This is a genomic window from Flavobacterium hibernum (assembly GCF_000832125.1).
Taxonomy (GTDB): domain Bacteria; phylum Bacteroidota; class Bacteroidia; order Flavobacteriales; family Flavobacteriaceae; genus Flavobacterium; species Flavobacterium hibernum.
This window is the reverse complement of the sequence record NZ_JPRK01000002.1, coordinates 210,366-223,521: the sequence shown is the minus strand read 5'-3', so window position 1 is coordinate 223,521 and position 13,156 is coordinate 210,366. Positions and strand designations below refer to the sequence as shown.

General features: G+C 35.1%; 19 protein-coding genes and 1 pseudogene. 13 read left to right on the top strand and 7 right to left on the bottom strand.

What is annotated here, in order from left to right:
- Nucleotides 1–237: 237 nt before the first annotated feature.
- The 13 genes from IW18_RS00990 (at nucleotide 238) to IW18_RS00935 (ending at nucleotide 7,810) form a co-directional block, all read left to right on the top strand.
- Nucleotides 238–570, top strand: coding sequence for an ArsR/SmtB family transcription factor (locus tag IW18_RS00990; RefSeq protein WP_041515706.1), 333 nt, complete (start codon nucleotides 238–240; stop codon nucleotides 568–570).
- Nucleotides 561–1,067, top strand: coding sequence for a GNAT family N-acetyltransferase (locus tag IW18_RS00985; RefSeq protein WP_041515705.1), 507 nt, complete (start codon nucleotides 561–563; stop codon nucleotides 1,065–1,067). The genes IW18_RS00990 and IW18_RS00985 overlap by 10 nt, the downstream gene beginning before the upstream one ends.
- Nucleotides 1,068–1,100: 33 nt before the next feature.
- Nucleotides 1,101–1,574: a DUF6428 family protein gene (locus IW18_RS00980; protein WP_041515704.1), complete on the top strand. Its 474-nt coding sequence runs from the start codon at nucleotides 1,101–1,103 to the stop codon at nucleotides 1,572–1,574.
- A gap of 42 nt (nucleotides 1,575–1,616) precedes the next feature.
- Nucleotides 1,617–2,231 (top strand): arsenate-mycothiol transferase ArsC, encoded by a 615-nt coding sequence (locus IW18_RS00975; protein WP_041515703.1) that lies wholly within the window; start codon nucleotides 1,617–1,619, stop codon nucleotides 2,229–2,231.
- Nucleotide 2,232: 1 nt separating this feature from the next.
- Entirely contained in the window at nucleotides 2,233–3,318 is a 1,086-nt protein-coding gene (gene arsB / locus IW18_RS00970) for an ACR3 family arsenite efflux transporter (RefSeq protein ID WP_041515702.1), read from the top strand.
- A 7-nt stretch (nucleotides 3,319–3,325) separates the two neighbouring features.
- Nucleotides 3,326–4,060, top strand: coding sequence for a metallophosphoesterase family protein (locus IW18_RS00965; protein WP_041515701.1), 735 nt, complete (start codon nucleotides 3,326–3,328; stop codon nucleotides 4,058–4,060).
- Nucleotides 4,061–4,081: 21 nt separating this feature from the next.
- Nucleotides 4,082–4,654 (top strand): Crp/Fnr family transcriptional regulator, encoded by a 573-nt coding sequence (locus tag IW18_RS00960; protein ID WP_041515700.1) that lies wholly within the window; start codon nucleotides 4,082–4,084, stop codon nucleotides 4,652–4,654.
- 73 nt (nucleotides 4,655–4,727) lie between these two features.
- On the top strand, nucleotides 4,728–5,291 hold the full coding sequence (locus tag IW18_RS00955) for a hypothetical protein (RefSeq protein WP_041515699.1): 564 nt from the start codon (nucleotides 4,728–4,730) through the stop codon (nucleotides 5,289–5,291).
- Between the two features lie 33 nt (nucleotides 5,292–5,324).
- Entirely contained in the window at nucleotides 5,325–5,888 is a 564-nt protein-coding gene (gene sigZ, locus IW18_RS00950) for an RNA polymerase sigma factor SigZ (RefSeq protein ID WP_041515698.1), read from the top strand.
- Nucleotides 5,889–6,321: 433 nt separating this feature from the next.
- Nucleotides 6,322–6,696, top strand: coding sequence for an ArsR/SmtB family transcription factor (locus IW18_RS00945; RefSeq protein ID WP_041515697.1), 375 nt, complete (start codon nucleotides 6,322–6,324; stop codon nucleotides 6,694–6,696).
- Nucleotides 6,693–7,292, top strand: coding sequence for a mercuric transport protein MerTP (gene merTP / locus IW18_RS00940; RefSeq protein ID WP_041515696.1), 600 nt, complete (start codon nucleotides 6,693–6,695; stop codon nucleotides 7,290–7,292). Before IW18_RS00945 ends, merTP begins: the two co-directional genes overlap by 4 nt.
- A complete protein-coding gene (locus IW18_RS23320) occupies nucleotides 7,289–7,495 on the top strand; it encodes a GDCCVxC domain-containing (seleno)protein (protein WP_084607883.1) in 207 nt (68 codons plus the stop codon). Before merTP ends, IW18_RS23320 begins: the two co-directional genes overlap by 4 nt.
- A 135-nt stretch (nucleotides 7,496–7,630) precedes the next feature.
- A complete protein-coding gene (locus IW18_RS00935) occupies nucleotides 7,631–7,810 on the top strand; it encodes a hypothetical protein (protein WP_041515695.1) in 180 nt (59 codons plus the stop codon).
- Between the two features lie 644 nt (nucleotides 7,811–8,454).
- Here the strand turns inward: IW18_RS00935 and IW18_RS23475 are convergent.
- From IW18_RS23475 to modA, 7 genes and pseudogenes are all read right to left on the bottom strand, one after another.
- Nucleotides 8,455–8,676: pseudogene (locus IW18_RS23475) on the bottom strand (transposase); the annotation flags it as partial.
- A 229-nt stretch (nucleotides 8,677–8,905) separates the two neighbouring features.
- Nucleotides 8,906–9,397, bottom strand: a complete 492-nt coding sequence (locus IW18_RS00930; RefSeq protein ID WP_041515694.1) for a hypothetical protein — start codon at nucleotides 9,395–9,397, stop codon at nucleotides 8,906–8,908.
- A gap of 747 nt (nucleotides 9,398–10,144) precedes the next feature.
- Nucleotides 10,145–10,312, bottom strand: a complete 168-nt coding sequence (locus tag IW18_RS23125; RefSeq protein WP_160113220.1) for a hypothetical protein — start codon at nucleotides 10,310–10,312, stop codon at nucleotides 10,145–10,147.
- A gap of 116 nt (nucleotides 10,313–10,428) precedes the next feature.
- On the bottom strand, nucleotides 10,429–11,304 hold the full coding sequence (locus IW18_RS00925; protein WP_041515693.1) for a sulfate/molybdate ABC transporter ATP-binding protein: 876 nt from the start codon (nucleotides 11,302–11,304) through the stop codon (nucleotides 10,429–10,431).
- Complete coding sequence (gene modB, locus IW18_RS00920) at nucleotides 11,304–11,978, bottom strand: molybdate ABC transporter permease subunit (RefSeq protein WP_174232058.1); 675 nt, start codon at nucleotides 11,976–11,978, stop codon at nucleotides 11,304–11,306. The genes IW18_RS00925 and modB overlap by 1 nt, the downstream gene beginning before the upstream one ends.
- Nucleotides 11,971–12,375, bottom strand: coding sequence for a TOBE domain-containing protein (locus IW18_RS00915; protein WP_041515692.1), 405 nt, complete (start codon nucleotides 12,373–12,375; stop codon nucleotides 11,971–11,973). The genes modB and IW18_RS00915 overlap by 8 nt, the downstream gene beginning before the upstream one ends.
- Complete coding sequence (gene modA, locus IW18_RS00910; RefSeq protein ID WP_041515691.1) at nucleotides 12,375–13,145, bottom strand: molybdate ABC transporter substrate-binding protein; 771 nt, start codon at nucleotides 13,143–13,145, stop codon at nucleotides 12,375–12,377. Before modA ends, IW18_RS00915 begins: the two co-directional genes overlap by 1 nt.
- Between the last annotated feature and the right edge of the window lie 11 nt (nucleotides 13,146–13,156).

Here is a 13,156-nt window from a genome sequence, read left to right as displayed (position 1 = left end):
TAATTATGGGTTGTTCAGTTTGTATTGTATTTATATAATATCAGCTAACGATAAACCATGTAATTATTGCTTTATACATTGGTTTGATAAAACTAGCATTCGGGTAACAAACAATATTATAAAACCATATGCATCGAATCTTTTTCTTAGCCGATGCCTTCATCTTCATAAAAATAAATCTTTATATTTTTTTTTATTTAAATTATTATCGTAATATTGCAATATAAATATAAAACGATGGGAGCAACAAAAACAGATCACTTTACAGAAAGCCAAAATGAGCTTGCTGTTTTAGCCAAAGCGTTAGGCCATCCTGCGCGTATTGCTATTATGGAATATTTATTAAAAGTGGATGCTTGCATCTGCGGAGATATTGTAAACGAACTTCCCCTTTCACAGCCGACCGTTTCACAGCATTTGAAAGAATTGAAAAATGCGGGACTGATTAAAGGAAGCATCGAAGGAAATTCTATCTGCTACTGCATCAACGAACCTGGACTTGAAAAGATAAAAGGTTTCTTTGAGCATATATCAGATCATTTGGCAAAAAAGCGAAGTGAATGCTGCTAATCTATAAAAATATGGAAATCAGAAAACTTTCGGATAAACACTGGGATCAGGTAAAAATAATTTACCAAAAAGGGATAGATACCGGCAATGCCACTTTCCAGACCAGCGCCCCTTCATGGGAAGACTGGGACCAGTCACATCTTAAGTCATGCCGGGTTGTGATGCAGGAAGATGGCAAGGTAATTGGCTGGGCTGCCCTTACACCTGTTTCTTCACGCTGCGTTTATGCGGGGGTTGCAGAGGTGAGCGTATATGTGGATCCAGCACATTCAGGAAAAGGAGTCGGGCTTACCCTTTTAAATGAACTTGTCCGACAGAGCGAAACAGAAGGAATCTGGACGCTTCAGGCAGGAATCTTTCCTGAGAATACAGCAAGTCTCCGCATCCATGAAAAAGCAGGCTTCCGAATACTTGGAACAAGAGAAAAAATCGGAAAACAGAATGGTATCTGGAGAAATACTGCGCTTCTTGAAAGAAGAAGCTCCGTTATTAATTAATAAAAAATATAGTTTAACTAAATATAAAAAATTATGAAACTTTCAGAAATTAAAGAAGTGCTTAAAACAGTGGAAGCTGTAAATTTTGAATTGCCGGACGGCACATTTGTACCAGAATATTTTCACGTAACTGAAGTAGGCTTGGTTACCAAAAACTTCATCGACTGCGGAGGAACAGTAAGAAAAGAAACAGTTGTAAACTTCCAGCTTTGGGATGCCAACGACTACGAGCACAGGCTTAAACCTCAGAAACTGATCCACATCATTGAGCTTTCAGAAAAAGTCTTGGGAATTGAAGACAATGAAATTGAAGTGGAGTACCAGAACACTACAATCGGGAAATACGATTTGGATTTTAACGGCAAAAACTTCACTCTGCTTAATAAACAGACAGCCTGCTTAGCTCAGGAGCAGTGCGGTATTCCATCTGATAAGCCTAAAGTAAAATTATCTCAGCTAAATACTGATAATGTTTCTTCATGCACTCCGGGCGGAGGATGCTGCTAATCATTAAACAGATAATCAATAAACCTTTACAGCCAAAAAACTATGTTATATCCACAAATTGAGAATACCGTTAAATCATTTGATTTTAAGCAGATCTCTGAAGATCGCAAAGCAGTCCTGCAGCCATTAATCGACTTCATTCAGACCAAAGTGGACAGTAAGCTGGAAACCAGACTAAACCTGATCTGCACGCATAATTCCAGAAGAAGCCACTTATCGCAGGTTTGGGCGCAGACTGCCGCCGCCTATTACGGCATCAAAAACGTTTCATGCTATTCAGGAGGAACCGAGGCTACTGCCCTTTTCCCGATGGCAGCGGAGACTTTGAAGGATTCAGGATTCAACATCAAAACCCTTTCAGAGGGTTCAAACCCCGTTTATTCAATAAAATATTCAGCTGACGAACTTCCTGTCATCGGTTTTTCCAAAACCTATGATGATGATTTCAATCCTGAAAGCGGATTTGCCGCAATAATGACCTGTTCGCAGGCTGCCGGCGGATGCCCGTTTATAGCAGGCGCTGAGAAAAGAATCCCGATCACTTTTGAAGATCCAAAAATTTCCGACGGAACGCCTCAGCAGAAAGAAACTTATCTGGAGCGAAGCCTGCAGATTGGAACTGAAATGTTTTACATATTCTCACAAATAAAAAAATAAAATGTCAGCAAATAACTGTGCACCAGCTGTCGGACGCAAAAAGTTAAGCTTCCTTGACCGCTTCTTGACCCTTTGGATTTTCCTTGCTATGGCTATAGGCGTGGCTATAGGATACTTTATTCCTTCCAGCGGAGATTTCATCAATTCTTTCTCCAGCGGAACAACAAACATTCCATTGGCAATAGGACTTATCCTGATGATGTACCCGCCACTGGCAAAAGTAAAATACGAACAGATGGGACAGGTTTTCAAGAACACTAAAGTCTTGGGCGCCTCTTTATTCCTGAACTGGATTGTAGGCCCTGTCTTGATGTTTTTGTTGGCGCTCCTGTTTTTAAGCGGATATCCTGAATACATGATCGGGGTGATCCTGATTGGCCTGGCACGTTGTATCGCAATGGTTGTGGTATGGAACGATCTGGCAGACGGAAACCGCGAATATGCTGCAGGACTAATTGCCCTAAACAGTATTTTTCAGGTACTGCTTTATAGTGTATACGCTTACATTTTTATAACCATTCTACCTCCCTATTTTGGATATGATGGTTTTGAAGTCAATATCAGCATTGGACAGATTGCCGAGAGTGTGGGTATCTATCTAGGTATTCCATTTGCTCTGGGAATCATAAGCCGCTATGCTTTGATAGCTTTAAAAGGCTCTGAATGGTTTGAGGATAAGTACGTGCCGTTTATCTCACCGATTACTCTTATTTCACTGCTCTTTACGATCATTGTAATGTTCAGCCTGAAAGGGGAACTTATTGTTCAAATCCCGATGGATGTCGTGCGTATTGCAATACCGCTTGTCATATACTTTACTTTAATGTTTGTCATCAGCTTTTTTACAGGAAAATATTTTGGGGCTGACTATTCAAAGGCTACATCTATTGCGTTTACAGCCACCGGCAATAATTTTGAATTGGCTATTGCCGTGGCAATCGGAGTATTCGGAATAAACAGCGGCCAGGCATTTGCAGGTGTTATTGGCCCTTTGGTAGAAGTACCTGCTCTTATAGCACTGGTAAACCTTGCATTTTGGTTCAGAAAGAAGTACTTTACAAAACAGGCAGCTGCAGAAACTGCTTAGAAGAAATATGAGAATTGCAATAATATCGGATATACATGCGAACTTCCCCGCATTGGAGCAGACCCTAAAAAGTATTGAAGAGGAGAATATTGATGCCGTTTACTGCTTAGGAGATTTGGTCGGCTACAATTTATGCCCCAATGCTGTGATCAATGAGATCCGTAAAAAGCATATCCCCACCCTTGCAGGAAATCACGATGTCAAAGCTGTTGAGATACATAATGACGGTTCAAATGACATTGAAAGCTACGCTTATCAGATTGTGGGTAAAGAGCAGATAAAATATCTTTCTGCTCTTCCTGCTCATATCAAGCTTGAATATCAGACGGCCAATAAACTCATTAAGATTTTGATGGTCCATGGAAGTCCTTACAGCAATAAAGAATATCTCCTTGAGGATAAAAATGAGAAAGATTTCACTAACATCTTTCTTGATTCCAATACTGACATTCTTATCTGCGGACATTCTCATCTGCCTTATCACCGCATATTGGAAAATCCCAATAAAAAAGGCAGTTATTTCCATGCCATTAATGCAGGCTCGGTGGGAAAACCAAAAGACAGAAATCCAGACAGCTGTTATGCGGTCATAACCATTGAAAAAAGCAGCAATCTTTCAAAAAAAGACGGCATTAAAGTTGAATTCATAAGAGTTCCTTATGATATTGAAAAAGCAGCCCGTGCTATTGAGGAAAGTCCGCTCCCAGACATTTACGCGTTTATGCTTAGAAAAGCATATTAAAATCTTGAAATAAAACCTATTATGGAAAGTTTTAAATTATTTTTAAAAAGCATCGTGCCTCTCAGTGATCAGGAGTTTGAAAAGTACAGTCCGTATTTCAAAACAAGGACCTTAGGCAGAAACAGTTATTTTGCAGAGATCGGCAAAACCTCTCATGAAGCCGCTTTTATAAAAAAAGGGCTGCTCAGGACATATTATGTAAATGAAAAATCCGAAGAAGTGACTTCCTGCTTCTGTACAGAAAATAATCTCACGGCTTCATATAAGAGCTTTATCTCTCAGCAGCCTTCGGAGCTTTCCATTCAGGCAGTGGAAGATACCCAGCTTATAACAATCAGCTACAATGACCTGCAGACTCTCTATCAAAAGAGTCCTCTCTGGCAGAATATTGGAAGGTCAATTGCCGAGCGGCAGTATATGGTGATGGAACAGTATGCCAGTGTTTTATGCAATGAAACTGCAAAGGAAAAATACATGCGCATGCTTAAGGAACAGCCTGCTGTTGTAAACAAGGCTTCAGTAAATGATATTGCAAGCTATCTTGGAATAACACGCAGGACGCTGAGCAGGATCAGAAAAGAAATTAGTCTGTAAATTCGAGGACATTTGTCCTTTTTGCTAATTATACTTTCCAATAGTTTTGCTTTTATAATCAATTATAAATAAAATGGAAACAGCAATTATCATTTCATCCTTCTTTCTTGTCCTTTTTGCAGTCTTGGCCTTGTATGACGGCTTTTATCTGCATATTTTCAAATACCAGCTTCACAATCGGGAAGAAAGTAAAACCGAGCACATTACCCATACTTTGAGAGCTGTTTTCTTTCCAGCCATCCTTTATTTTTTGTTCTTGAAACAAGATAATCATACTAGTTTTGTAATAGGCTTAATCATTGTCCTTTTAGATATAATGGTACTCGGTTACGACGCTTTTATAGAAAAAGACAGCAGACAGTTTATGGGAGGCCTGCCACGCTGGGAATATATTGTCCATTTATTCGTAAATGGATTTCATTTTGCGTCAATTGCAGTGTACCTCTCCATCAGATTTACTTTTGAAAATGGGCACATAATGATTTCTAATATCAATCAATCTCCAGGCTTCTTTAATTTGTTAATTGTAAATCTTTTGCCGGGAGCTATCGTAATGGCAATTCTTCATGTTTTCTTATGCATGCCAAAAACAGCCCATATCTGGAATAACTTCAGAGGCAAAATCAATTGTTGTTAATCCCGCTTACTTAATAAGCAGAACAAAAAATCTATGAGTTTGGAAATAAATACTATTCACAATCAGTTTTATATCATCTTGGGCAGATATATAAAGGCTCGTATAAATGATACCGACGATGCATCCGATGTTTTGCAGGAAGTTTTTATAAAGATAAACGAGAATTTAGGATCACTTACCGACGAAGGCAAACTAAAAAGCTGGATTTTCACAATCACAAGAAATTCCATTATTGATTATTACCGAAAAGATTCCAATCATAAGAAATCAGAGCTGACCGAATGTATGATGCAAAAGATTATGCATGAAACAGATTTTGATACTTCGGAAAGTCTGGACTGCTGTTTAATAAAATTCATTGAGCGGCTGCCGGAAGACTATCGGGACATTATCATGGATAGCGAAATACATGGAATTAAACAGAAAGACTTAACAGAAAAATACAGCCTTGCCTACCCTTCCATCCGTTCTAGGGTGCAGAGAGGCAGATCCAGATTAAAGGAAATGCTTTTGGACTGCTGCAGTATTGAATTAGACCGCCGTGGAAATGTTATGAATGTTACTTCTAAAAAATCATGCAGCGGAGGAAAATGCTGATATCACCGGATCATTTACGGAAGATTCATATATAAAATTCAGGCTGTTAGAAAAAAAATCAGCAATGCCTGCATCATTTTTAGATTAGTACGTCTTAAGTAGTATTAATCATTAAAAATTTAAATTATGAAAAACAAAATGTACCTTACTCTTGCAGCATTGGTGTTGTCTGCTGGAAGTATTTTCGCTTATGCGAACTTATCAAAAACTGATGCAAAGAAAAACTGCACTGAAAAATGTTCTACGCATTGCTGTAATGACGATTCGGGAACTTGTGCTCCGAAAGATTGCAAAAAGTAATATTTCACGTTACTACTTAAAAGACAACTCAAAAAGTTGTCTTTTTTTATGCGCAGGAATCATTCATAAATTAAATTCAAATGTTTTATATTTTAGCACTTGCTTAAATAAGCAAATGATATATATTTGCATTATGGAAGAAATAACTTGTATACGACAACAGGCAGATATAAAGCAAATAATCCGCTGTAAAGACAGAGTATCAGAACTTAATACCTCATTTGACTATTTATCAAGTGGGCTTGAATTGGCTGGCAACAATGTGAGATTAAGAATTCTCTTTTTACTTTATGAAGAAAAACAGCTCTGTGTATGTGACATAAGTGATATTCTTGATATGGGTATTTCTGCAATTTCACAGCACTTGCGAAAACTAAAAGACAGAAAACTTATTGAAACCAAACGGGAATCGCAGACCATTTTCTATTCATTGACAAAGGAATATGAAAAAATGCTGAAACCTTTTTTCGAAATTTTAACCCAAAATGAAATTTTAGAAAAAATATGAAAACAGAGAATAAAATGATCGGAGCTGGATTTTTGACGGCAATAGCTGCTTCATTGTGCTGCATTACTCCCATATTAGCATTAGTTGCCGGAACAAGCGGGATTGCATCTGCTTTTTCATGGCTTGAACCAATGAGGCCTTATTTCATCGGCCTGACTGTTTTAATTATTGGTTTTGCGTGGTATCAAAAGCTGAAAACTAAAAAGCCGATAGACTGTAACTGCGATATAGAAGAAAAGCCGAAATTTGTTAATTCAAAAATGTTTTTAGGAATTATTACAGTATTTGCATCCCTCATGCTTTCGTTTCCTTACTATTCAAACATTTTTTATCCAAATACAGAAAAGAAAATCTCGGTCGCAAAAAAGTCCAGCAGTCAAAAAGCGGAATTTGCAATCAGCGGAATGACTTGTGCCAGCTGCGAAAAACATGTAAATCATGAAGTAAACAAATTGGCAGGAATAATAAATTCAGATGCAAATTATACCAATGGTAATGCTGTTGTAGAATTTGATAATTCTAAAACCACTATTTCAGAAATTGAAAAAGCAATTAATTCAACAGGCTATACAGTTACTAGCAAAAAATTAAAATGAAAATCGTTCTACAATCTACAATAACCTGCCCTCTTTGCTCCCACAGCAAAGAAGAAACAATGCCGACCGATGCATGCCAATTCTTCTACGAATGTGAAAACTGCAAACAAACACTTAGACCAAATCAGGGAGACTGTTGTGTATATTGTAGTTTTGGAAGTGTACCGTGTCCTCCAATTCAACAGGATAAAAAATGCTGCTAAATTGAATAATTTATAATGGTCAAATAGATTATCATGAACAAATTTCGACTATGAGAAACATCAATAAAACATAAGCCATTGCAACACAAATAATTACATAAATTTCATTATATTTATCATAATAATATTTTGGTTATGGAATATGAAAAATATGAATATAAAGGAAAAATTACACCTTTAAAAGCTCAAAAAATGCTGAAAGATGAAGGATTGAATGTTACTTTGGAAGATGCAACAGATATTTTGAAATTTCTAGCTAATATGGCAGATGTAGCAGTGAGAAATTTTCTAAAAGAAAAAGAAGATACTTTGTAACCTATTTAACTTTAGCAAAATTTATTTTTAAAATCAAAAAATTCCTTACTGACAATGTTACAGAGAATTTGTTCTAAACATTGTAAATATTAGGAGGTAGTATGAAATAGTGTTCTGAGTTTTATGGAAAAATTGTTCCACATTGCATTTGGAATAGATATCTTTTTGTATCTATATGACTGAACTTTTAATTCTTAACTGAAAATACTCGGTATTTTACTATATTTGTATTAGAAAAAAGATTAATATTACTGCATATTAGTCCGTTAGTCTACAAAATTTTTGTGCATGATTTAATATTGAAATAATAAAAATTTGAATTTGGTGCAGAATCGGTGCACAAAGGTTCAAGACATAAATAAAAGTGGCATATACAGCGGTTTCAAGCCTAAGGTTCGAATCCTGCTCTCCCCACCAAAAGTCCTAATGAAAATTAGGACTTTTTTTATTCCTAAATATTAAAATTTTACTTTTTTGAAATTTAGGTTCTTAAGAGCAAAATTTAAAAAAAGTAACAGACATTTGCGCAACTTTTTATGAGGAAATCTTTGCGGAACTAGCTTTCTTATTTCAATTCTTAGCAGATTATAGTTGCGAGTGCAAAGTCAGAGACGTTTGCACAACAGCTACACTTTGCGCAGCTAGGCGATAAAAACGATTCTTTTCAATATTGTTATGGCTGAAATTTTTAATATTCTAACCGTGCTTCTTATTCCTAATCCCTCTTTGGTTAATTGAATGATATTTTGATTGATATTTAATTTATAAGCCTGATTTGTATACTTTTATATAAAACGATGACATCAGATTTTACAATAGTACTGCTGCTTATAGTTTTTTGTTTTCCTATTTTTAATGATATTTATTCTATTTCAACAGGAATTTAACTTTTCAAAACAACCATAGAATGTGCATTCTTTCAAAAAAAATGCAGATCTAATTTTGATTTTAAAACATAAAAATCCTCGCATTGCTGCGAAGTTTAATTTTTCCATTCTTTGTCGATTTCCTTTGAGGGCACGGGAATAATTTCCGAGCTATCGTTGTCTATATCCGAGCTATTGGGTTTAACAACCAAGAAATCTGATACATCGCCTATTTTATCACTAACTTTGATACATTAACAAATGTTCCGATATCGAAAGTAGAATTATCATTTACTCTATGCAACAAAAAGTGAAGAGTATCTATTCTAGTAGTTTTGGGGTATCTAACCATAAATACTCCATTCCCAGAACCTAAATTACCAAAATGTTTTTCTTCTATTTTCCATTCTAAAAGGTATTCACTTTTCTTAAACTCTTTACTTATTTTTTTTAATTTCAAGACAATTTGATTATTTGGAGATAATGCAACTTTTCTTTTTTCCCCTTTTATAACTTTATAATGCCAAACTTTTTCAATCCATACAGAATCAATAATATCTAAATCTCCAGTTTGCAATTTATTTACTGTAGAGATATAAAACTCATTTTTTTTTGAATTTGAAATTGTTGAAGATGCTTGAGGTGTTGCTGTATTGAATTCATTACAACTAATACAAATTAATACTACAATACATAGACTAAATAAAACTTTCTTTCTCATTTTCTTGACAATATTGTTCGTGGTACGTTCCTATTTGCTCCTCTTACAGAAGAGTATATATCATTTGGAATTACTGCATTATATAAAGCTATTCCCGCAGAATAATCCCCTGCTCCGCTAGTGTTCATCGCAAGCGCTGCGCAAATGTCTTTGACTTTTCGCTATTTTTTTAATCTTCATAAAAAAGAATACACCTAAAAGTTTCCGACTTTAAACCAAATATAAATTAAAAACATTTTATAATTTCTCCAGCTTAGAATATTTTTTTCTAGTACTATCTTACACTAACAACTAAAAAGTCAGGTGACTTTTGGCACATTTACAATTTCTAACAAACAAAAAAATGCGTAAAGTCAGAGACATTTGCGCAGCTTTTTATAAGGACCTCTTCATACAGTAGGAATATTCGTGTATTCTGTAGTTTAGAACTCTTCGCAGAGCGGGTTTCTTCTTTATTTTCTTTGTCGTTTCGCTTTGTGTTCACGAGCAAGATGCTCGCGCCAGCATGGGAAACAAATGTCCATGTCTATCTTCTATTAAGTCATAAAAATCCTTGTTTTTATAGACTCACGGACTATTGAGGTATTTCAGACCACAAAAAAACGAGGTGTTTAACCTCGTTCTTTGGATTGTATCAATCGTGTAAACTCTGAAAACTCTTTATCTGTAAAATTTTCCTTTTTAAAACTTATCGGCAGTTTGAGCGGTTGTGACTGCAATACCTGTTTGAGCTGAGAAAGTTTTAGCTTAATTCTCATCGTCTGTAGTATTTGTGCCGTTGCTGATAAAATCCCAGTCTTCTCCGCTCAGACCGTCTTTGAACATGTAGAACAATCCTGCTTTGTATCGGTCATAAACACTTACATCGGTTCTGTCGTAGTTGAAGTAATCCTGAATATCCGTTACAATCTCCACTTATCTTAACGATGCAATGGAGCAGCTGGAAGAACCAATTACATAAGAGAAAATAGTGGAACTCGATTCCATTGAATTTGTGGGTGTGCTAGCGTATCTAAATAGATTTTTACTTTTTAGAGCAAAATCTGAATAACAGGGTTAAAGGCTTTTGAAGCTACAAGCACTTTTTGCCCTATTTTATAATCTATTATTTCTTCTTCTGTCGCAACGACTTTTATAATGTTATTTCCAGAGCATACTTGTACTACATAAATAATATCGCTTTTAGTAATACTGATTATTTCTCCAGTGACTTGAAACTTACTACTTATCTTCGTTTCAGCAAATACCTCATTTGGAGTTCCTTGTTTACTAATTTTTCCTTTGTCAATAACAATCACTTTATCCGAAAGTTTAAAAATTTCGGCTATTGAATGACTAATCATCAAAGTGGTTAATTGATATTTTTCATGGGTTTTTAAAATATAATCCTGAAGTTTAAATCGCATTTCATCATCTAAGGCTGAAAGTGGCTCATCTAACAATAGAATTTCCGGTTTACGAACTATCGCTCTTGCCAAAGCTACACGCTGTTTTTGTCCTCCTGATAAATTTTGCGGTTTAGAATTTTGAAGTGATTCTAATTCCATCAATTCGATTAATTCAGATACAATTTGAGTTGAATCATTTTTGGATAAGGCAAACTCTAAATTTTCTTTAACCGTCAAATTCGGAAATAAGGCAAAATCTTGAAAAACAAATCCTATCGAGCGTTTTTGAACTGGCAGATGAAATCTTTTTAACGAATCATCCCAAATATCATCGCCCACATTTATATCTACTTTTTCCGCCTCTGTAAGTCCTGCCAAAATTCTTAGAATGGTGGTTTTGCCTACTCCTGAATTTCCGTAAATAGCAATAAACTGACCCTTTTCAAAAGTCAAAGAAACATCCAACGGTAGTTCACCATCAGCAGTTTGAAGCATTTTATAGGCATGAAACTGTATCATTAATAAAGTGTAGTTTTTCGAGATTTATTATTGATTAAATGAACAGTAAGGAGAATAAGAAAGGAGAATGCAAACAAAATTCCCGCGTAAACATTGGCATTATGGTAATTCATTGACTCTACTTCTTCATAAATAGCAATCGAAACTACTTTGGTTTCTTCGGGAATGCTCCCTCCTACCATTAAGACTACACCAAACTCTCCTATTGTGTGTGCAAAAGTCATAATAATTCCAGTGAGTAATGAAGCCTGAATATTAGGCAGTAAAATTTTTGTAACGGTTGTAAATCTTGATTTTCCTAAGGTAAAAGAAGCTTCCTGAAGTGCAGGCGGCAAATTTTTTAATCCTGATAAAATAGGATTTATCATAAAAGGAAGACTGTATAAAACAGAAGCGACTATTAATCCCTGAAAAGTAAACACCAATCGAAGATCAAAATAATCGGATAAAAATTTTCCGAAAGCATTTTCAGGACTAAAGGCTATTAAAAGATAAAATCCTAAAACGGAAGGTGGTAAAACTAAAGGCAAACTTATGAGGGCTTCTATAACCGCTTTAAAACGAAATCGGCTGTAAGCTAACCAATAACAAAGCGGAACAGCCACAACGAAAAGTATTATTGTGGTAATCAAAGCTAGTTTTGCTGTGAGCCAAAGAGGTTCCATATTAATCATGCGCAGATAAGCTTACTTCGTTTGTTTTTATTAAAGCCATTACGCTGTCATTTTCTTTTAAATCTAATTGTTCACACGCATTGCTTGTAATAATTGATTTAATAATTTGATCCTCATGCATTAAATTAATCTGACTAAGAATTACTCCTTTTTTAATAGACTCGATACGACATGACAGCTGATTCTGAATACTTATGTTGGCTTTTAAATCTTTTGAAATTATGACTTCGGTTTCTTTAAAAATAATTCTGACCTCTCTTTCTACTTGCAAATAATGGGCTGTTTCTGGCGTGTCTAAAACTATTGATGAAAAAATAACGTTACTCGATCGTACTTTTATAAGCGAAATACCTTCATGTGATTGAATTTTCGATATGGTTCCAGTTAGTATATTCATTATGCTTTGGTATCATATCCATAATATTTCAAAATAGCAATTGCCTTTTTTGAAGATATGAAATTATAGAATTTTAATGTACTTGCATTTCCTTTAGCTTTTTTCAAAATTACACATCCTTGCTCTAACGGTGTATGGCTTTTTTGAGGAATAATATAATACTTCCCTCCTTCTTTTTTCATGTTTGGAGTCAATACGAGCGATAAGGCAGTGATTCCTATATCGGCATTTCCCGTTGTGATAAATTGAGTAGCCTGAGTAATGTTTTCACCAAAAACAAGTTTGCTTTTTACTTTACCGTAGATTTTATAATACTTAAGACTTTCAACTGCTTTTTCACCATAAGGTGCCGTTGCGGGATTACCAATCGCTATTTTTCGAACATCAGTACTTAAAAGGCTATTTATTTTATTTTTATTAGGATCTGTTTTTTTACTCCAAATTACTAATTTTCCGGTGGCATACATTTTAATTTTAGAACTGGTCATTTTTTTCTCTTCTAATTTTTTGGGATAATCCATATCGGCAGAAAAAAAGATATCGAAAGGAGCACTATTAGAAATCTGCTCAAATAACTTTCCTGAGGCGCCATAAGTGATTTGAGAATTTATAGTTGGATTTTGAATTTTAAAAACAGTATTTATCGAATCTAAAGCTATTTTAAGATTAGCTGCTGCTACAATCGTGATTTTTTCTTGCGCTTGTACAGTTCCAAATACTAATAATAAAAGTGCCGTTAAATTAAAAAGATGATTTTTTCTAGTCTTCATTTTTTATTTGT

Coding starts and splice junctions, on each gene's coding strand:
- IW18_RS00990 (WP_041515706.1), top strand. CDS start 238: ATGGGAGCAACAAAAACAGATCACTTTACAGAAAGCCAAAATGAGCTT.
- IW18_RS00985 (WP_041515705.1), top strand. CDS start 561: ATGCTGCTAATCTATAAAAATATGGAAATCAGAAAACTTTCGGATAAA.
- IW18_RS00980 (WP_041515704.1), top strand. CDS start 1,101: ATGAAACTTTCAGAAATTAAAGAAGTGCTTAAAACAGTGGAAGCTGTA.
- IW18_RS00975 (WP_041515703.1), top strand. CDS start 1,617: ATGTTATATCCACAAATTGAGAATACCGTTAAATCATTTGATTTTAAG.
- arsB (WP_041515702.1), top strand. CDS start 2,233: ATGTCAGCAAATAACTGTGCACCAGCTGTCGGACGCAAAAAGTTAAGC.
- IW18_RS00965 (WP_041515701.1), top strand. CDS start 3,326: ATGAGAATTGCAATAATATCGGATATACATGCGAACTTCCCCGCATTG.
- IW18_RS00960 (WP_041515700.1), top strand. CDS start 4,082: ATGGAAAGTTTTAAATTATTTTTAAAAAGCATCGTGCCTCTCAGTGAT.
- IW18_RS00955 (WP_041515699.1), top strand. CDS start 4,728: ATGGAAACAGCAATTATCATTTCATCCTTCTTTCTTGTCCTTTTTGCA.
- sigZ (WP_041515698.1), top strand. CDS start 5,325: ATGAGTTTGGAAATAAATACTATTCACAATCAGTTTTATATCATCTTG.
- IW18_RS00945 (WP_041515697.1), top strand. CDS start 6,322: ATGGAAGAAATAACTTGTATACGACAACAGGCAGATATAAAGCAAATA.
- merTP (WP_041515696.1), top strand. CDS start 6,693: ATGAAAACAGAGAATAAAATGATCGGAGCTGGATTTTTGACGGCAATA.
- IW18_RS23320 (WP_084607883.1), top strand. CDS start 7,289: ATGAAAATCGTTCTACAATCTACAATAACCTGCCCTCTTTGCTCCCAC.
- IW18_RS00935 (WP_041515695.1), top strand. CDS start 7,631: ATGGAATATGAAAAATATGAATATAAAGGAAAAATTACACCTTTAAAA.
- IW18_RS00930 (WP_041515694.1), bottom strand. CDS start 9,397: ATGAGAAAGAAAGTTTTATTTAGTCTATGTATTGTAGTATTAATTTGT.
- IW18_RS00925 (WP_041515693.1), bottom strand. CDS start 11,304: ATGATACAGTTTCATGCCTATAAAATGCTTCAAACTGCTGATGGTGAA.
- modB (WP_174232058.1), bottom strand. CDS start 11,978: ATGATTAATATGGAACCTCTTTGGCTCACAGCAAAACTAGCTTTGATT.
- IW18_RS00915 (WP_041515692.1), bottom strand. CDS start 12,375: ATGAATATACTAACTGGAACCATATCGAAAATTCAATCACATGAAGGT.
- modA (WP_041515691.1), bottom strand. CDS start 13,145: ATGAAGACTAGAAAAAATCATCTTTTTAATTTAACGGCACTTTTATTA.